Source organism: Citrobacter sp. wls714, from assembly GCF_005281025.1.
In the GTDB taxonomy this organism is placed as follows: domain Bacteria; phylum Pseudomonadota; class Gammaproteobacteria; order Enterobacterales; family Enterobacteriaceae; genus Citrobacter; species Citrobacter werkmanii.
The window spans coordinates 1-19684 of the sequence record NZ_SZWZ01000073.1 but is presented as its reverse complement, the minus strand read 5'-3'; the positions used below and the strand labels follow the sequence as shown (position 1 = coordinate 19684).

General features: G+C 53.7%; 17 protein-coding genes and 2 pseudogenes. 15 read left to right on the top strand and 4 right to left on the bottom strand.

All coding sequences use genetic code 11. The features are described 5' to 3' along the window. Window positions 1-26 precede the first annotated feature (26 nt). Window positions 27-1340: pseudogene (locus tag FDX11_RS15760) on the bottom strand (APC family permease); the annotation flags it as partial. Between the two features lie 343 nt (window positions 1341-1683). Further along, window positions 1684-3102, bottom strand: coding sequence for a glutamine synthetase family protein (locus tag FDX11_RS15755; protein ID WP_042310310.1), 1419 nt, complete (start codon window positions 3100-3102; stop codon window positions 1684-1686). A gap of 211 nt (window positions 3103-3313) precedes the next feature. Here FDX11_RS15755 and puuD point away from each other — a divergent pair, with 211 nt between their 5' ends. From puuD to cbdX, 13 genes and pseudogenes are all read left to right on the top strand, one after another. Beyond that, window positions 3314-4078, top strand: a complete 765-nt coding sequence (gene puuD / locus FDX11_RS15750) for a gamma-glutamyl-gamma-aminobutyrate hydrolase (protein ID WP_003838709.1) — start codon at window positions 3314-3316, stop codon at window positions 4076-4078. A gap of 25 nt (window positions 4079-4103) precedes the next feature. Continuing rightward, window positions 4104-4661: an HTH-type transcriptional regulator PuuR gene (puuR, locus tag FDX11_RS15745; protein ID WP_038637926.1), complete on the top strand. Its 558-nt coding sequence runs from the start codon at window positions 4104-4106 to the stop codon at window positions 4659-4661. A gap of 138 nt (window positions 4662-4799) precedes the next feature. After that, window positions 4800-6287, top strand: a complete 1488-nt coding sequence (puuC, locus tag FDX11_RS15740; protein ID WP_137366100.1) for an aldehyde dehydrogenase PuuC — start codon at window positions 4800-4802, stop codon at window positions 6285-6287. Between the two features lie 2 nt (window positions 6288-6289). Continuing rightward, window positions 6290-7570: an FAD-binding oxidoreductase gene (locus FDX11_RS15735; protein ID WP_038637921.1), complete on the top strand. Its 1281-nt coding sequence runs from the start codon at window positions 6290-6292 to the stop codon at window positions 7568-7570. Window positions 7571-7778: 208 nt separating this feature from the next. Beyond that, window positions 7779-8906, top strand: coding sequence for a hydrogenase 1 small subunit (hyaA, locus tag FDX11_RS15730; protein ID WP_137398201.1), 1128 nt, complete (start codon window positions 7779-7781; stop codon window positions 8904-8906). Continuing rightward, window positions 8903-10696 (top strand): Ni/Fe-hydrogenase large subunit, encoded by a 1794-nt coding sequence (gene hyaB, locus FDX11_RS15725; protein ID WP_137398200.1) that lies wholly within the window; start codon window positions 8903-8905, stop codon window positions 10694-10696. Before hyaA ends, hyaB begins: the two co-directional genes overlap by 4 nt. A 19-nt stretch (window positions 10697-10715) precedes the next feature. Beyond that, on the top strand, window positions 10716-11450 hold the full coding sequence (hyaC, locus tag FDX11_RS15720; RefSeq protein ID WP_137398199.1) for a Ni/Fe-hydrogenase b-type cytochrome subunit: 735 nt from the start codon (window positions 10716-10718) through the stop codon (window positions 11448-11450). Beyond that, on the top strand, window positions 11447-12028 hold the full coding sequence (hyaD, locus tag FDX11_RS15715; RefSeq protein ID WP_079225343.1) for a hydrogenase 1 maturation protease: 582 nt from the start codon (window positions 11447-11449) through the stop codon (window positions 12026-12028). The genes hyaC and hyaD overlap by 4 nt, the downstream gene beginning before the upstream one ends. 5 nt (window positions 12029-12033) lie before the next feature. Next, entirely contained in the window at window positions 12034-12435 is a 402-nt protein-coding gene (hyaE, locus tag FDX11_RS15710; protein WP_137398198.1) for a hydrogenase-1 operon protein HyaE, read from the top strand. Further along, entirely contained in the window at window positions 12435-13292 is an 858-nt protein-coding gene (locus FDX11_RS15705) for a hydrogenase expression/formation protein (protein WP_137398203.1), read from the top strand. Before hyaE ends, FDX11_RS15705 begins: the two co-directional genes overlap by 1 nt. An 89-nt stretch (window positions 13293-13381) precedes the next feature. Beyond that, window positions 13382-14926 (top strand): cytochrome bd-II oxidase subunit 1, encoded by a 1545-nt coding sequence (appC, locus tag FDX11_RS15700; protein WP_137398197.1) that lies wholly within the window; start codon window positions 13382-13384, stop codon window positions 14924-14926. A gap of 11 nt (window positions 14927-14937) precedes the next feature. Continuing rightward, window positions 14938-16072: pseudogene (gene appB / locus FDX11_RS15695) on the top strand (cytochrome d ubiquinol oxidase subunit II). A gap of 1 nt (window position 16073) precedes the next feature. Then, a complete protein-coding gene (cbdX, locus tag FDX11_RS15690; RefSeq protein WP_069323885.1) occupies window positions 16074-16163 on the top strand; it encodes a cytochrome bd-II oxidase subunit CbdX in 90 nt (29 codons plus the stop codon). A 54-nt stretch (window positions 16164-16217) separates the two neighbouring features. Here cbdX and FDX11_RS15685 read toward each other — a convergent pair whose 3' ends face one another. Beyond that, entirely contained in the window at window positions 16218-16931 is a 714-nt protein-coding gene (locus FDX11_RS15685) for a GNAT family N-acetyltransferase (protein WP_042310334.1), read from the bottom strand. 188 nt (window positions 16932-17119) lie between these two features. Continuing rightward, window positions 17120-18589, bottom strand: coding sequence for a PLP-dependent aminotransferase family protein (locus FDX11_RS15680; protein ID WP_042310336.1), 1470 nt, complete (start codon window positions 18587-18589; stop codon window positions 17120-17122). 124 nt (window positions 18590-18713) lie between these two features. Between FDX11_RS15680 and FDX11_RS15675 the strand changes: the two genes are divergently transcribed. Then, complete coding sequence (locus FDX11_RS15675; RefSeq protein WP_042310338.1) at window positions 18714-19163, top strand: GNAT family N-acetyltransferase; 450 nt, start codon at window positions 18714-18716, stop codon at window positions 19161-19163. Between the two features lie 118 nt (window positions 19164-19281). Then, window positions 19282-19659 (top strand): AraC family ligand binding domain-containing protein, encoded by a 378-nt coding sequence (locus tag FDX11_RS15670; RefSeq protein WP_137398196.1) that lies wholly within the window; start codon window positions 19282-19284, stop codon window positions 19657-19659. The last annotated feature ends 25 nt before the right edge of the window (window positions 19660-19684 follow it).

Sequence of the window (19684 nt, the reverse complement as noted above, 5' to 3'; positions counted from 1 at the left end):
TGTACTAATCAACGGGGAGCAGGTCAGAGATACACCAACCCTAACCCGGCCCATACCAGTCCCAGCGTCAGCGATGTCACCTCCAGATTGACCCACAGTACGGCAACCGTGGCGGCGCCAACCATTGGCAATACCAGATAGTGTAATTTCTCCTGCCAGGTATGTTTACGCCCTTCACGACGCCAGAAGTGGTTAAATACAGACAAATTGACGAACGTAAAGGCCACCAGCGCACCAAAGTTAATCAACGCCGTGGCGGTCACCAGGTCAAAAAACAGGGCCGACAGCGCCACAATGCCGACCATAATGACGTTTAGCGCAGGGGTGCGCCATTTCGGATGGACATAACCGAAGTACTTCTCCGGGAAGACGTTATCGCGGCCCATCACGTACAGCAAACGGGATACACTGGCATGTGACGCCAGGCCTGACGCCAGCGTATTCACAAAAGTCGTACACAGGAAAATGGACTGGAACAGTTTGCCGCCGACATACAGCGCAATCTCCGGCAGCGCCGCATCCGGGTCTTTAAAGCGGCTAATATCCGGGAAAAACAGCTGCATAAAGAACGAAGCGGCAATGAAGATCAACCCACCGTACAGGGCGGTGAGGAAAATAGCTTTCGGGATGGTACGCGCCGCATCCGGCGTTTCTTCAGAAAGTGTCGTCACCGCATCAAAGCCGAGGAACGAGAAGCAGACGATGGTCGCCCCGGTGATAATCGGGATCAAATGCGCATTCTGGCTAATAAATGGTTGCAGCGACCAGACGGTGCCGACCCCCTCGCCTTTATGCAGCCCTTGTACCACGAGGAAGATAAACACGGCGATTATCGCCACCTGCACCAGTACAAACAGCGCATTGAAGTTCGCCACCAGATTAACGCTTTTCAAATTGGCCGCGGTGAGGATCGCCACGAACATCACCACCCAAATCCATGGCGCAACCTCCGGGAACAGCGCGGAGAGGTAAATTTTCGCCAGCAGGACGTTAATCATCGGCAGGAAAAGGTAGTCAAGCAGTGACGACCAGCCAACCATAAACCCCACATGCGGATTGATGGCTTTTTGCGCGTAGGTGTAGGCCGAACCAGCCTGCGGAAACTGGCGTACCAGCTTACCGTAACTGATGGCGGTGAACAGCACGCCCGCCAGGGCCAGCAGATAGGAGGCCGGAACATGGCCATTGCTGACGCCCGAAACAATCCCAAAGGTGTCAAACACCGTCATCGGCGTGAGATAGGCCAACCCCATCACCACCACCTGCCACAGCTTCAGGGATTTTCGCAGCTGTGTTTTGCCCGGCTGGGCTGCAACGTCCACAGGAGAATTAGTCGACATAGCGATCCTCCCCGCAACGAGTCCAGGTCTGCGTTCGAAATGTTGGTAGCGCAAACCTGAGTCGTGTCGGGGTGGATCTCCAAAAGTAAGGCGTCAATGTCGTACGGCAAAGGTGTGGTCCGTACTTACTGCGGGAGCCATGGATGCTCACGCGGGACTGGTTTTTAAACACTGGCATCATCACATTTCCTCGTCACAAACTCTGTCGGTTATCTGAAGACCCGTTGTCGCCCGCGCTCCATTACGCGACATCCGGGAAATGGCAGGTATTCCTGCAAGTTTTACGGGCTGGCTCCGCTCAGCCCGCATGATGCGACTTCTTTTTAAACGACCTGTACGACGGTCAGGCGTTTTTCAACATCCACTCAATTTCGGTGTCGGTGATAAGACGTTCAAACTGGATTAATTCATCGTTTTTACAGGCGTGATACACGTGGCTAAAACGCTCACCCAATAATTCACGCAGACTGTCGTTTTGCATAAACTCCCACAGCGCATCGCTCTGACGGATCGGGAACGGCAAACCCTCCTGCTCCAGTCCGTTGCCTTCCACCTCTTCCTGTAACGGCAGCTCGTTATCCAGACCATGGAGGATCCCGGCCAGAATGGTCGACATCACCAGATAAGGGTTGGCATCAGCCCCCGCCACACGATATTCAACCCGATGATTATCACGATCGCCGCAGGGAATGCGCAGTGCCACCGTACGGTTGTTATGCCCCCAGGAAGCCTGAGTCGGGACGTACATCCCAGGTTGGAAGCGACGATAAGAGTTCACATTTGGCGCCAGCAGCGCCATCGACGCAGGCATCAGATCAATCATCCCGGCAAGCGCCCGCTTAAGCAACGCGGAGTCATCGCCATTCACATCGGCCAGCACGTTCTCGCCTTTGTTATTCATAATGCTGATGTGGATATGCATCCCGCTACCGGCATGCTCCTCATAAGGCTTTGCCATAAACGTGGCGTGCATCTTATGTTTTTCCGCCACCAACCGCACCAGCCGCTTCAGCGCCAGCGCATCGTCACAGGCGTCGAGTACGTTATCGGTATGGATAAGATTGATTTCAAACTGACCAGGCGATGCTTCGGCCACCGCACCGTCGGCCGGGATCAACTGCAGACGGGCCAGTTCGTCGATATCGTTCAGCACATCAGCAAAATGGTTCAGATTATCAACAGAGTAAACCTGACTTTGGGTATTACGATCGTCCGTTCCCGGCGCGCATGGCGGCTGCAGATAACCTTCCGGATCGCGCTTGCGATCGAGTAAATAGAACTCCAGCTCTACCGCTACGACGGGGAACAAACCGCGCTGGCGAAGTTTCTGCCAGAGTCGGTTGAGAACGTTCCGCGGCTCAACGTCAAAGGGAGCGCCATCTTCATCCAGCATTGTCAGCATCATCTGCCCAATAAATTCCGGATCGGCGGCCGAAGGGGTTAACGTTCCGAGCACCGGCACACAGGTCCTGTCAGGCTCGCCAAGTTCTTGTCCTAACCCCGCCTCTTCCACCACATTGCCCAGAATGTCCATCGCGAACACCGATGCCGGAAAATAACAGCCCTTCTCTAACTTAGACAATCCCGACACGGGAATGCGTTTACCGCGAAAACAGCCGTTCAGGTCGGTTAACAGCACATCGACAAACTGCGTGTTGGGATAGCGTTCCAGATATTGCTTCACTTCGCGCGCAAACGCGCTACTTCGCCTCTCTTCAGAATGCTGCACAAAATTCTCAACTTCTACGATATTGGTTTCCATGATTCACCGCCGTTGGCCTGGTAAGCTTTCTGTGATTTGACTGTTAAATATAATGTCCACCCTTCGACTCTGGATGCAAACAATTTGTTTGTCAAATGTTAAATTAAGTTTGCTAGAAGGTTATTACGCTGCTAGATTGAGAAAATAATGAACGGAATGGCACAACAAGGAACCGTTTGGCAATAATTTATTCCAAAACGTGAGGTCGATCATGGGCAATATATTTGACAAGCCAGTTATTGGTGTAGTGATGTGTAGGAACAGGCTTAAGGGTCACGAGACCCAGACTCTGCAAGAAAAGTACCTGAATGCGGTTTTGAATGCCGGTGGATTACCGATAGCGTTACCTCATGCGCTCGCGGAGCCAGAATTACTGAACGCGCTGTTACCAAAACTGGATGGTATCTTCCTGCCTGGAAGCCCAAGCAATGTGCAGCCGCACCTCTATGGTGAAAATGGCGATGAGTCTGACGCCGATCCGGGGCGTGATCTTCTGAGCATGGCGCTAATTACCGCCGGGCTCGAAAGGCGCATTCCCATTTTCGCCATCTGCCGGGGCTTACAGGAATTAGTTGTCGCCACTGGCGGGACTCTGTATCGTCGCCTGTGCGATCACTCGCAGTTCCTGGAGCATCGTGAAGATGCGGAACTCCCGGTGGAGCAGCAGTACGCCCCATCTCATGAAGTCCAGGTTCAACAGGGAGGATTGCTGTCGCAATTAATACCAGGTTGCAGCACGTTTTGGGTTAACTCCTTACATGGTCAGGGCGCAAAAACGCTCGGCCCGCAGCTGCGTGTGGAAGCACGATCGCAGGATGGATTAGTGGAAGCTGCCAGCGTTCACGACCATCCTTTCGCGCTCGGCGTGCAGTGGCACCCGGAATGGAACAGTAGCGAATACGCCCTGTCGCGTTTGTTACTTGAAGGTTTTATCACCGCTTGTCAGAACCACCTCGCTGAAAAACAGCGACTCTGACCACTACTGTTAAGGAAATGCAATTATGAGCGATGACGGCCTGGCGCCGGGTAAACGTTTGTCAGAGATCCGCCAGCAATTGGGTCTTTCGCAGCGTCGTGCCGCCGAACTGTCTGGGTTGACGCATAGCGCCATCAGCACCATAGAGCAGGATAAAGTCAGTCCTGCCATCAGTACGCTGCAAAAGCTATTGAAAGTATATGGGCTGTCGCTCTCCGAGTTCTTCGCGGAACCGGAAAAGCCTGACGAACCGCAGGTGGTTATCAATCAGGATGATTTGATTGAGATCGGGAGTCAGGGAGTATCCATGAAGTTAGTTCACAACGGAAATCCGAATCGTACGCTGGCAATGATGTTTGAAACCTATCAGCCAGGCACGACAACCGGGGAGAGAATTAAACACCAGGGTGAAGAGATTGGCACAATACTGGAAGGTGAAGTGGTTTTGACCATCAACGGTCAAACGTATCATCTTGTTGCAGGGCAGAGTTATGCCATTAACACCGGCATTCCACACAGCTTCAGCAACACTTCGGCAGGGATCTGCCGCATTATCAGTGCCCACACTCCCACCACATTCTAATAAGTAGCGGCCTGAGTTTCTCAGGCCTTCTTAAATAACGCGCATTAACAGGGTAAATCCCTGGGGCATCGTGCAGCCTGATTTTGCCTGAAAAAGATCAGCAGCGAACTTTATCTTATTGATATAAAAGGAGTAGCTATGAACTTTCAGAACCTTAAATATTGGCGTGAGAAAGCCAGTCATTATTCGCCGGAAACCCGTCTATTTATTAACGGCGAATATTGCGCCGCCGCCGATAACGAAACCTTTATTACTCAGGATCCGGCCGGACAGCGCCCACTCGCCAAAGTCGCCCGCGGCAAAAAAGCGGATGTGGATCGTGCGGTCACCGCCGCCCGCGCCGTCTTTGAACGCGGTGACTGGTCGCAGGCATCACCCGCTGAGCGCAAGGCGGTTCTGCACAAGCTTGCAGATTTAATGGAGCAGCATCACGAGGAGCTGGCGCTACTGGAAACGCTCGACACCGGTAAACCGATTCGCCATAGCCTGCGTGATGATATTCCAGGTGCGGCGCGCGCCATCCGGTGGTACGCCGAAGCTATTGATAAAGTCTATGGCGAAGTTGCCACCACCTCGGTAAACGATCTGGCGCTGATTGTGCGCGAACCAGTGGGCGTGATCGCGGCTATCGTTCCGTGGAACTTTCCCTTGCTACTGGCCTGTTGGAAACTTGGCCCCGCGCTGGCCGCCGGTAACAGCGTGATCCTCAAACCCTCGGAGAAATCCCCGCTGACCGCCATTCGCCTTGCGGCGCTGGCTAAAAAAGCGGGTTTGCCCGATGGCGTTCTCAGCGTGGTTAGCGGGTATGGCCACGAAGCAGGCCAGGCGTTGTCGCAGCATCCGGATGTCGATGTGATCACTTTTACTGGCTCAACCCGCACCGGCAAGCAACTGCTAAAAGATGCTGGCGACAGCAACATGAAACGCGTTTGGCTGGAAGCTGGCGGTAAAAGCGCCAACATCGTGTTTGCCGACTGCCCGGATCTAGCGAAAGCCGCCGCCACTGCCGCGGCAGGCATTTTCTACAACCAGGGTCAGGTCTGTATCGCCGGTACGCGTCTGCTGCTGGAAGAGAGTATTGCCGACGAATTTATCTCGCTGTTGAAAGAGCAGGCGAAAAACTGGCAGCCGGGCAACCCGCTGGATCCTGACACCACGATGGGCACGCTTATCGACAATGCGCATGCCGACACCGTGGACACCTTTATTCGCGACGGTGAAACGCAAGGCACGCTGGCGCTAGATGGCCGCAGCCATGTCCATCCGGCGGCTATCGGCCCGACGATTTTTGTCGATACCGCGCCGCAAGCCCACGTCAGCCGCGATGAGATCTTCGGCCCGGTACTGGTCATCACCCGTTTTAGCAGCGAAGCCGAAGCCCTGGCGCTGGCCAACGACAGCGACTACGGCCTGGGTGCCGCGGTCTGGACCCGCGATTTGTCGCGCGCCCATCGCATGAGTCGTCGCCTGAAGGCCGGTTCGGTCTTCGTGAATAACTACAACGACGGTGATATGACCGTGCCGTTCGGCGGTTATAAGCAAAGCGGCAACGGGCGCGATAAGTCCCTGCATGCCCTGGAAAAATTTAGCGAACTGAAAACCATTTGGATCTCCCTGGAGCCTTAATCATGACTGAACATACCAGCAGTTATTACGCCGCAAGCGCCAATCAGTACGAACCGTTTCCCACCCTTAGCGAATCGGTTAGCTGTGATGTCTGTGTCGTGGGCGGTGGCTATACCGGACTCTCCTCCGCCCTGCATTTAGCGGAAATGGGTTATGACGTGGTGCTATTGGAATCCGCGCGTATTGGTTTTGGGGCCAGCGGACGCAACGGCGGCCAGTTGGTTAACTCTTACAGTCGCGATATTGATGTTATCGAACGCAGTTACGGCCCGGATGCCGCCAAAATGCTCGGCAGCATGATGTTTGAAGGCGGCGATATCATTCGCGAACGCATTAAACGCTATCAGATTGACTGCGATTATCGTCCTGGCGGGCTGTTTGTGGCGCTGAACCATAAGCAGATGGAAACGCTGGAAGAGCAGAAGTCGAACTGGGAACGCTACGGCAACACGCAGCTTGAACTGTTAGACAGCAGCGAAATTCGCCGCGAAGTCAGTAGCGATCGTTATGTCGGCGCGCTGCTCGACCATAGCGGTGGTCATATTCATCCGCTCAATCTGGCTATCGGCGAAGCTAACGCTATTCGTCTGAACGGCGGACGCATCTTCGAACAATCGCCGGTCACCCGCATTCAGCACACCAGCCCGGCGGTGGTCAGCACGGAAAAAGGTCAGGTTACCGCCCGCTTTGTGATCGTGGCGGGCAACGCTTACCTCGGCGACAAACTGGAACCTGCGCTGGCAAAAAGCAGCATGCCGTGCGGCACGCAGGTGTTAACCACCGAACCATTGTCAGCTGAAATGGCGCGTTCGCTGATCCCAAAAAACTACTGTGTGGAAGATTGTAACTACCTGCTGGATTACTACCGTCTGACCGGCGATAACCGCCTGCTGTACGGCGGCGGCGTGGTCTACGGCGCACGCGATCCGAACGATATTGAACGCCTGGTGATGCCGAATCTGCTGAAGACCTTCCCGCAATTGCGGGGGGTAAAAATTGATTACCGCTGGACCGGTAATTTCCTGTTGACGTTATCACGCATGCCGCAGTTCGGCCGTCTTGATACCAATATTTACTATATGCAGGGCTACAGCGGTCACGGCGTGACCTGTACCCATCTGGCTGGACGCCTGATTTCCGAACTGCTGCGCGGGGATGCCGAGCGCTTTGACGCATTCGCCAACCTGCCACACTACCCGTTCCCGGGAGGCCGCAGCCTGCGCATTCCGTTTACCGCCATGGGGGCGGCATATTACAGCTTACGCGATCGCCTTGGGGTTTAAGTTCTTCCGCGATAAACCCGACGCACAGGGCGGTCTCCCCTGTGCGTTTTTTTATTCCCGGTCGGTGAAAAACAGATAACAGTCACGAATATATCGCTATAGGACATAACCACACTCTTCGCATTGTTTCTCTCCTCTAATCGGATACGCTTTTTTAGATATCGCTGGCGGCGTGCGCCAGAACTCAACGGGGGAAGAAACGCGTGTTATGAATACGAATAATGAGGAGACCTTTTATCAGGCGATGCGCCGGAAGGGAGTGAGCCGACGCAGTTTTCTTAAATATTGTAGCCTCGCGGCTACATCGCTGGGGTTGGGAGCCGGAATGACGCCCAGAATTGCCTGGGCGCTGGAGAACAAACCCCGGATCCCGGTAGTCTGGATCCACGGGCTGGAATGCACCTGCTGCACCGAATCATTTATCCGCTCCTCTCACCCACTTGCCAAAGACGTCATCCTCTCTCTGATTTCCCTCGATTACGACGACACGCTGATGGCCGCCGCCGGAACGCAGGCCGAAGAGGTATTTGAAGACATTCTGCACCAGTACCACGGCCGCTACATTCTGGCCGTCGAAGGTAATCCTCCGCTAGGTGAACAAGGGATGTTCTGCATTAGCGGCGGAAGACCCTTTGTGGAAAAACTCAAACGCGCCGCCGCCGGAGCCAGCGCGATTATCGCCTGGGGCACCTGTGCCTCCTGGGGCTGCGTGCAGGCTGCCCGGCCTAACCCCACCCAGGCAACCCCGATCGATAAAGTCATCACCGACAAGCCGATCGTGAAAGTCCCCGGCTGCCCGCCGATTCCGGACGTCATGAGCGCCATCATCACCTACATGGTGACGTTTGACAGGCTGCCTGAACTCGACCGTCTGGGGCGCCCGCTAATGTTCTACGGCCAGCGTATTCACGACAAATGCTACCGCCGCGCCCACTTTGACGCCGGGGAGTTCGTGGAAAGCTGGGACGATGACGCCGCCCGCAAAGGCTATTGCCTGTACAAAATGGGCTGTAAAGGGCCAACCACCTACAACGCCTGCTCCACCACCCGCTGGAATGGCGGCGTTTCCTTCCCCATCCAGTCCGGCCACGGTTGTCTGGGATGTTCGGAAAACGGCTTCTGGGATCGCGGTTCGTTCTATAGCCGCGTGGTCGATATTCCACAGATCGGGACACATTCAACCGCCGATACCGTCGGCCTCACCGCGCTTGGCGTCGTGGCTGCCGGCGTCGGCGTCCACGCAGTCGCCAGCGCCGTCAACCAACACAACCGCCACAAACAGCAATTAGCCGACGCCAGACAGCAGTCGTCAGACAATGAGGATAAACAGGCATGAGCCATTCGTATCAAACCCAGGGATATACCTTAAACAATGCCGGTCGCCGTCTGGTTGTGGATCCCATTACGCGCATTGAAGGTCATATGCGTTGTGAAGTGAACATTGATGAGCAGAACATCATCACCAACGCGGTTTCTTGCGGCACCATGTTCCGCGGACTGGAGATCATTCTTCAGGGTCGCGACCCGCGCGACGCATGGGCATTTGTCGAACGAATTTGCGGGGTGTGCACCGGCGTACATGCCCTTGCCTCTGTCTACGCCATTGAAGATGCCATTGGCATTAAGGTGCCCGACAACGCCAACATCATTCGCAACATTATGCTGGCCACGCTGTGGTGCCACGACCATCTGGTGCACTTTTATCAGTTAGCCGGAATGGACTGGATTGACGTGTTGAATGCTCTGAAAGCAGATCCGCGCGCCACATCGCAACTGGCGCAGAGCCTTTCTGCCTGGCCGATGTCCTCACCAGGCTACTTCTTTGACGTCCAAAATCGGCTGAAGAAATTTGTCGAAGGCGGTCAGTTGGGGATTTTCCGCAACGGTTATTGGGGCCATCCGCAGTACAAGCTATCGCCAGAGGCTAATCTGATGGGCTTTGCCCACTATTTGGAAGCGCTCGACTTTCAACGCGAGATTATCAAAATCCATACGGTGTTTGGCGGTAAAAACCCCCATCCTAACTGGATTGTCGGGGGTATGCCGTGCGCTATCAATATCGATCAGAGTGGCGCAGTAGGCGCGGTCGATATGGAACGCCTGAACCTGGTGCAGTCGATCATCACCCGCACCGCTGACTTTATTAACAACGTCATGGTGCCTGACGCGCTGGCTATCGGCCAGTTCAATAAACCCTGGAGCCAGATTGGTACCGGGCTTTCTGATAAATGCGTTTTGAGCTACGGCGCGTTCCCGGACATCGCCAATGACTTCAGCGACAAAAGCCTGTTGATGCCAGGCGGCGCGGTGATTAACAGTGATTTTAACAACGTATTGCCTGTGGACCTCGCCGATCAGCAGCAAATTCAGGAGTTTGTCGATCACGCCTGGTACCGTTACCCGGATGATCAGTTGGGCCGCCCCCCCTTCGAAGGCATTACCGAACCCTGGTATAACCCCGGCGATGTGAAAGGCAGCGATATTAATATCCAGCAACTTAACGAGCAGGAACGTTACTCGTGGATCAAAGCCCCGCGCTGGCAGGGACACGCCATGGAGGTTGGGCCGTTGGCGCGCACGCTGATTGCCTATCACAAAGGGGATGCCGCGACGATTGAATCCGTGGATCGCATGATGTCGGCCCTCAAGCTGCCGCTGTCGGGCATGCAGTCGACGCTGGGCCGTATTCTGTGCCGGGCGCACGAAGCGCAGTGGGCCGTGAGCAAGCTGCAATACTTCTTCGACAAGCTGATGACCAACCTGAAAAACGGCAACCTGGCGACGGCGAATACCGAAAAATGGGAGCCAGCAAGCTGGCCGCAGCACTGCCGCGGGATCGGTTTTACCGAGGCGCCGCGCGGAGCATTAGGCCACTGGGCATCGATTCGCGACCAGAAAATCGATCTGTATCAGTGCGTAGTGCCAACCACCTGGAACGCCAGCCCGCGCGATCCAAAAGGACAAATTGGCGCTTACGAGGCGGCGCTGATGGGTACCCAAATGGCGATACCGGATCAACCACTGGAGATCCTGCGCACCTTGCACAGCTTCGACCCCTGCCTGGCCTGTTCAACCCACGTGCTTGGCGACGACGGCAGCGAACTGATCGCAGTCCAGATTCGCTAAGCGTTGAGGAAAAGGAACGATGACTGGAAAGATATCCCCACGCGTCGGGGAGGCGCGTGATACCGCCGTCAGCCACTATGTGTTTGAAGCGCCTGTTCGCTTGTGGCACTGGCTGACTGTAGGCTGCATGTTGGTTTTGATGGTGACCGGATACTTTATTGGCCGACCGCTGCCATCGGTCAGCGGCGAGGCCACCTATCTGTTCTATATGGGCGACATCCGGCTGGCGCATTTCGCCGCCGCCATGGTGTTCACGGTGATCCTGCTGATGCGCATTTACTGGGCCTTTGTCGGTAACCGTTATTCACGCGAGTTGTTTATTGTGCCGGTCTGGCGTCGCAGGTGGTGGCAGGGGGCGTTTTCGGTGGTGCGCTGGTATCTGTTTCTGGAAAAGAAACCAGGAGAGGATATCGGACATAACCCCGTTGCGCAGGCAGCGATGTTTGGCTATTTCCTGCTCTCCGTTTTTATGATCCTGACCGGTTTTGCCTTATACAGCGAGCATAGCCAGTACGCCATTTTCACTCCCTTCCGCTATGTGACGGAGTTTTTCTACTGGACCGGCGGCAACTCTCTCGATATTCACAGCTGGCATCGGCTAGGAATGTGGTTCATCGCCGCCTTCATCATAGGTCATGTGTACATGGCTATCCGCGAGGACATCATGTCCGACGATACCGTCATCTCGACCATGGTCAACGGCTATCGTAGCCACAAATTTGCCAAACGTCAGCGCGGCAAGGAGGCGTCATGAGCGAACCTCACGTCATCGTGATGGGCCTAGGCAACCTGCTGTGGGCAGACGAAGGGTTTGGCATTCGCCTCGCGGAGCGCCTGTACGCCCACTATCACTGGCCAGAATGGGTAGAGATTGTCGATGGCGGCACCCAGGGGCTGAATCTGCTGGGCTACGTTGAACAGGCCAGCCATTTGCTGCTGCTGGACGCCATCGACTACGGACTCGCGCCGGGAACCCTGCAAACCTACGCCGGTGACAAAGTCCCCAGTTACCTCAGCGCCAAAAAAATGAGTCTGCACCAGAACAGCTTCTCCGAGGTGCTGGCGCTGGCAGATATTCGCGGCCATCTCCCCGCACACATCGCTCTGGTGGGACTACAGCCGGTACAGCTGGACGACTATGGCGGCAGCCTGACCGACATCGCGCGCGCTCAGCTCCCGGCGGCGGAACAAGCCGCACTTACGCAGCTGGCCGCGTGGGGTATTGCGCCACAGAAAAACGAGGATACGCGTTGCCTAAACTATGAATGCCTGTCGATGGAAAACTATGAAGGCGTGCGTATTCGCCAGTATCGCGTGACGCTGGAGGAATAAACAATATGTTAAATGACACCCCATTTTCTGCGTTATGGCAACGTATGCTGGCGCGTGGCTGGCAACCGCTGAGCGCGTCTGAACTGGATGACTGGGTAACCCGCGTGCGTGATGGCGTGGTCCTGCTCAGCAGCGATCCCCGCCGCACGCCGGAAGTCAGCGATAACCCGGTCATGATTGCCGAGTTACTACGCGAGTTTCCCCAGTTTGCCTGGCAAATAGCCATGGCCGACCTCGAACACAGCGAGGCGATCGGCGATCGTTTTAGCGTGTTCCGCTTCCCGGCCACCCTGGTGTTTATCCACGGCGAGCTGCGCGGCATTCTCAGCGGCATCCACCCCTGGACCGACCTGCTCAACCTGATGCGTCCCTTAGTTGAAGAACAGATACCGCCGGAGTCTGCATGATGAGCGATTCCTTTTTTCATCTGCTGGGTCCGGGTACGCAGCCGGGCGATGATAGCTTCAGCATGAATCCCTTGCCCCTCACCTGCCAGGTCAACTGCGACCCCAGCATGGCGATGCTGGAAAACTGCCCGCACAGCCCGACGGTGATGGCATTGTTAGCCGATGTACGCCACCAGCTAGCCCGGAAAATTCCCGCCAGGCAGGAGGTGTTGAGATGGGATTTATCCACGCTCAACGCCGACGATCTCACGTTTTTAAATACGCTGCTCGGTGAAGGCGAAGTTTCAGCGCGCATCCAGCATGCTGACGGCAGGGAAAGCGAAATTCAGGAATCGATTTTCTGCGGCATCTGGCGAGTGCGCTGTCAGAATGACAAGGGCCAATGGGTGGAACATCTGGAAGCAGGTAGCGCGCCGCAGGCGCTATGGCAGGCGGCAACACTCAATACGCTGCCGGACGATAGCCTGCTGCCTCCGCCCATCGACGGATTGATGAATGGCCTGACGCTGGCCCAGGAACTGCTGGCGCACGTGCGCGATCCGGCCACGCTTCCCCATAGCATTAACCTCACCCAACTGCCTGTTAGCGACGCGGATCGCCGATTCCTCGCCAATCTGTGCGGCGAAGGGCACATTCAGATCCGCACCATCGGCTACGGCGAGAGCCAAATCGACGCCACGGCGCTGCGCCATGTCTGGCATGTGCGCTGTCTGGATACCCTGAAAGGGCTTTTGCTAGAGAGTTATGAGATCTGCCCATTACCGGAACTGGTACTGGCTGCGCCGGAAGATCTGCTCGACTCGCTCGAGCGCCTGGATGAAGTCTGCGCCTGGCTGGCATCCGGCCCGCCTGCCTGACTCCCTCTTTAAGACCCGCGTACTTTTCTGCTGCGGGTCTAACGTTTTCTTCTTTATCTATTCACTCTCTAATGCCTGATGGAGTTCGCATGTGGGACGTCATTGACTTATCGCGCTGGCAGTTTGCGCTGACCGCGCTGTACCATTTTCTGTTTGTTCCCCTGACGCTGGGGCTGATATTTTTGCTGGCCATCATGGAAACCCTGTTCGTGGTGACCGGCAAAACCATCTACCGCGACATGACGCGTTTCTGGGGAAAATTATTCGGTATTAACTTTGCGCTCGGCGTTGCTACCGGCCTGACCATGGAGTTTCAGTTCGGCACTAACTGGTCGCTCTATTCCAACTACGTGGGCGATATTTTCGGCGCCCCGCTGGCGATGGAAGCCTTGATGGCTTTCTTTCTTGAATCCACCTTCGTCGGGTTGTTCTTCTTCGGCTGGCAGCGTTTAAGCAAGTACCAGCACTTACTGGTGACCTGGCTGGTCGCGTTTGGATCCAATATCTCGGCGCTGTGGATCCTCAATGCTAACGGCTGGATGCAATACCCGACCGGTGCTCACTTTAATATCGATACCCTGCGTATGGAGATGAGCAGTTTTAGCGAACTGGTCTTTAACCCTGTCAGCCAGGTGAAATTTGTCCATACCGTGATGTCCGGTTATGTCACGGGCGCCATGTTTGTGATGTCCATCAGCGCCTGGTATCTGCTGCGTGGTCGCAATCGCGAGTTTGCCCTGCGCTCCTTCGCGGTGGGTTCCGTTTTCGGCACGCTGGCTATCCTCGGCACCCTGCAACTGGGTGACAGTTCAGCCTATGAGGTCGCCCAGCTCCAGCCGGTAAAACTGGCGGCAATGGAGGGCGAATGGCAAACCGAACCGGCGCCTGCGCCCTTTCATGTGATAGCCTGGCCGCAGCAGGAACAAGAGCGGAACGCCTTTTCCGTGAAGATACCGGCCCTGCTGGGCATCCTGGCAACCCACTCGTTAGATACCCCGGTTCCGGGACTAAAAAATCTGATGGCGGACGTGCTCCCCCGCCTGCAACGAGGCCGGGAAGCGTGGTTATTGTTGCAGGAAATCGCCAACGGTAACCGCACGCCTCAGGTGTTGAAGGCTTTCCACGCCGTAGAACATGATCTGGGTTACGGCATCCTGTTGGCAAACTACGCGCCTGATATGAACCACGTTACGCCCGCGCAATATCAGGCCGCACAACGCGGCGCTATCCCGCAGGTGGCCCCCGTGTTCTGGAGTTTTCGCGTCATGATTGCATGCGGTTCTCTGCTGCTGCTGGTGATGGTGATTGCGCTGATACAGACCTTACGCTGGCGTATCGACCAGCATCGCTGGGTATTGCGTATGACGCTGTGGAGCCTGCCGCTACCGTGGATTGCCATCGAAGCGGGCTGGTTTATGACGGAGTTTGGCCGTCAGCCATGGGCGATTCAAGATATTTTGCCGACATGGTACGCCCACTCCGCGCTGAGCGTGGGCCAACTGGCCTTCTCAATGGGGCTAATCCTCACGCTTTACACCCTGTTTTTAATTGCCGAAGTCTACCTGATGCAAAAATACGCGCGTCTTGGTCCCGATGCGATGCAACGTCAACACCCAGCACAACAACAGGGATAAAGGAGATAATCATGTTGGATTATGCAACGCTGCGGCTCATTTGGTGGCTGCTGATTGGCATCATTCTGGTGGCCTTTATGGTCACTGACGGATTTGATATGGGGGTCGGCTGCCTGTTGCCGTTAATCGCGCGCAACGATGATGAACGTCGGGTGTTAATCAATAGCGTCGGGGCGCACTGGGAAGGTAATCAGGTGTGGCTCAGCATTATTCGCCGCCTGGCCGCGGGTCTATGCCGCCGCATTTTCGGGGTTTTATGTGGCGATGATTCTGGTGCTATGCGCCCTTTTCTTTCGCCCGTTAGCTTTTGACTATCGCGGTAAAATAGCCAACGCGCACTGGCGCAGAATATGGGACACCGGGTTGGTTATCGGCAGTTTGGTTCCGCCTGTTATTTTCGGCATTGCGTTCGGCAACCTGTTTTTGGGTGTGCCTTTTATCTTCACACCACAGCTTCACGTGCAATACCTGGGCACCTTCTGGCAGTTACTCTCTCCCTTTGCCCTGTTGTGTGGCGCGTTAAGCCTGATGCTGGTTATTCTGCAAGGGAGCGTGTGGCTCCAGTTAACAACCGAGGGCATCGTTCGCCAACGCGCGCTGTCCGCTACCCGCCGCAGCGCAATGCTGGTGGTACTCTGCTTCCTGTTAGCCGGTTACTGGTTGTGGACAGGAATTGATGGCTTTGTGCTGCTTAGCCAGGATCCTAATGGTCCTTCCAACCCGCTATTAAAAGCGGTAACAACCTCACCAGGCGCGTGGATGACGCACTTTTATCAGTCACCACTGCTGTTGATTATTCCGCTAGCTGGCATGATTTTCCCAATGCTCGCGATCTATGCCAGCGGGCAACGTCGGGCCGTATGGGGATTTTTGTGCGCTTCCCTGACCCAGGCTTGCGTGATCTTCACCGCCGGAATCACCCTGTTTCCGTTTGTGATGCCTTCAAACGTGCAACCCCTGTCCAGCCTGACGGTGTGGGACAGCACTTCCAGCCAGATGACGCTCAGTATCATGCTGGTTATTGTGCTGATTTTTCTACCGATAGTTTTGCTTTATACCACGTGGAGTTATTACAAGATGCTGGGGCGAACCAACCTAGAAACGATCCGCCGCCACGGCCACGAACTTTACCCGGGAGGACTATAAGATGTGGTATCTGTTTTGGCTGGTCGGCATTCTGCTGATGTGCGCGTTCTCCACGCTGGCGCTGGTCTGGCTTGAGTCGCGGCAGAAATAATACTGCGCGTGCGCTACGCTTTCTCTGGCTCCCCGGTTTATTCGGGGAGCTTTTTTATCCCCTTTCCATCAGCTCGCCAAGACGCTGAATCTGCCGTCCCTGGTTGTCAAAATTATGCTCATCGAGCCACATATCGTAGGCCGGTCGGAGTGTCGGGTACTCACCGTCAATGATTGAGTACCATGCAGTATCTCGATTCCGCCCCCGCGTGACGACAGCCTGACGAAATATGCCTTCAAAACTGAAGCCAAAGCGCTCCGCCGCCCCACGGGAAGGCGCATTAAGCGCATCGCATTTCCATTCAAAACGGCGATAGCCCAGATCCGCAAAAACGTACTTTAAAAGCAATGAGATGACTTCCGTTGAGATTCGTGTGCGTTTCATGCGTACGGAGTAAGAAATATGCCCCACCTCAATCACACCATTTGAGGGATCGATACGCATAAGAGCAAACGTACCAACAGGTTGCATAGTGACTAAATCAATCACGGCAAAATGCATCGGATCTGTCTGTTCTTCCATGTTTTTTACATAGTTCAGGAAGGAGTCAAAAGTTTCAAAAGGCCCTGCCGCCAGATATGTCCAGTCACGAAAATCACTCGCTTCGCAGTACGCTTCATACAACTCTTTGGCATGGCGTTCGGCATTAATACGTTCAAGCTTACAATAGCGACCTGTAATTTGCTGAGCCTGTGGAAAGGGTGCGCCTTTCCAGTCCGACAAAGACATACCTACGGGTTGATGGAATTGATTAAAGATGCCCGACATATCCGTACCTCTGACAAAACAGGACTAAACCCGCGCAGAGTATGATCAAACTAACCAGACCAAAAGAACCACAATGCGTGTTTTTTACGGATCCACAGCATTTCATTGTACAAAAAAGGCATAATATCTTAGACGGAACCAAACAAGCGTATTGCAGCATTAATGATAAGAGCTGAATAAAATATTCTTTAAATAACCTGAGCCAGACGGCGTATCCCATCAACAATTGCCTCAGCAGGATGATTTGCAAAACCAATCAAAATCCCCTGTCGGGTGATATCTCCCTGGTAATAACGGCCCAGTGATAATATTCCCATCCCAAGTACCCTGGCTTTTTCCTCGACTTCATTTCCGGTCAATCCGTTTTGTAGCCAGCACACAATATGAACGCCAGAGTCAGAAGGCTGAACAATCATTTTATCAGCAAGGTATTCTTGAATAGCATTGACCAGCGCAGCTCTTCTTTCATAACACGCTTTGCGAACTCGGCGTACATGACTGGCATAGTGCCCATCCTCAATAAAATTCGCCATCACGGCCTGCTCAAGATAACTGGTACCGAGATCTGTAAAATATTTCGTCACCATAATCTGTTCTTGTAAACCGGGCGGGACAACTAAAAAACCTAAACGAAATTCTGGATACATCATTTTCGAAAATGTACCAGCATAAATAACACGATGATTGTGATCTAATCCCTGCAATGCCTGTAAAGAACGGTCGGCATAGCGGAACTCGCTATTATAGTCATCTTCAAATATCCATGCCTGATTCGACTTCGCCCATTCCAGCAGCTCAAAACGCCGGCATAAACTCAACGTTCCACTTAATGGATATTGATCCGACGGGACAACATAGGCCAGCTTAGCGTCAGGGAAATGCTCAATACCATAGTGGACGTTCATTCCTTCGCTGTCTACCGGTACCGGCCTTACCATCGCGCCAACAGACAAGAAGGCTCCGCGGGCACCTTTGTAACCCGGCTCGTCCAGCCAAACGTCACTTCCTGGCGACAGCAACGCTCGTGCGGTAATGTTCAATGCCTGTTGAATACCATTTACGATGATTATCTGATCTTCGTTACAGTTCACTCCACGCGTTGTTTTAATGTAGCGACAAACCGCTTTTCTCAAAGGAAAGTATCCACCAGGGTGAGTGTGGGCCCCCAATTGGTGCCGGGATTGTCTCCAGACCCGTTGCAGTAATTTGCCCCATAGTGCGTGCGGGAAGAGATCCGTACAGCCAACGCCAACCGCAAATAGACGATTCATGCCGCGCCCTTCATACTCATTCGACCATAAATCGCGCACAGGATTATTTTGGCTGTTTAGCTGTTCATCAGGCGTGACGACTTTCTCCGGCGCCATTATTGGATAGCAATTGCTGATACTTCGATCCGGAATATGATGCGCAACATAGGTTCCAGACCCTTTCCGGGTCAGAATATACCCTTCATCTAATAACCGGTCATAACCGGCAATCACTGAATTTCGTGAAATTGACATCATCTCGGACAACGCCCGGGTTGACGGCATTTTTGTTCCTGGCGGCAATCGCCCTTCGAGGATGTGATCGCGGAGGATGTGGTAGACCTGCTCCTTAACCGCACCTTTTCCTAATACAAATCCTTGAAATAAAGGCGCATTGTTTTTTTTCATTGTATTAACCTTTATACTAAAAGTGGATCCTATCAATATATCGAAAGTGTCTCTTTACGAGAATTTATAAAATTCTTAGTATCATCATACTAACACACTATTCGTATAAAATATCAGGATATATATGATTAACATGAATGACGTTGCTATTGAAAGTGCAGAACAAAAAGATTACGCCAGCTGGCTTCCTTTATGGAAAAACTACCAGACATTTTATCGCACTAAAATTTCAGATGAAGTAACAAAATTAACGTGGGAGCGTTTTCTGACGCCTGGCGAACCTGTTTATTGTGCAGTTGCCAAATATGATGGAAAAATAGTGGGACTGGTGCATTATCTCTTTCACCGTTCGACCTGGGCAGAATCAAATTATTGCTATCTCGAAGATCTATTTGTTAGCGAAGATGTACGCGGTCAACATATCGGTAAACAGCTTATCGAGTATGTACAACAACAAGCCCAAAAAAACCACGCGTCAAGATTATACTGGCACACGCATGAAACCAATCTGCGTGGACAACGACTGTATGACTGGGTGGCCAAAAAGAGCGGGATGATTGAATATCGTATGTGAGCGAAATAACACTTCGAACAGACGTTAATCATTCAGTTTTAAAAAAAATCAAAGATTAGCCTCTGAGTAGATATACTCAGAGGATGTACTGATAACTCATTACCCCGATCTTAATTCGATGAAGAAAGAACGTTTCGCAACCCTTCGATGTGGGATGGCAGGTATCCATGCGGTATCTGCCGATACGTCCTTCCGGTTTGGGCGTCATACTCATGATCAGTTCGGTATTGGCTTAATCGATCGCGGAGCTCAGGTTTCGATGAGCGGGCGCGGTAGGGTTGAAGCTGTAGTGGGAAATGTGATCACCGTTAATCCTGGTGAAGTCCATGATGGCTCACCTTTGGGAACAGAAAGCAGGTCGTGGCGCATGCTCTATTTCGACCCCACCGTTTTGTCCGGCGCCATGCAAATTCTGACAGAAAGTCGCTCTGGCTGCGTTGAGCTATCCAGCCCAGTATTTCGCAATCGTGAGCCTGCAGTCCATTTCTCGACATGAATCGCCACAGATAATCTAGACACTT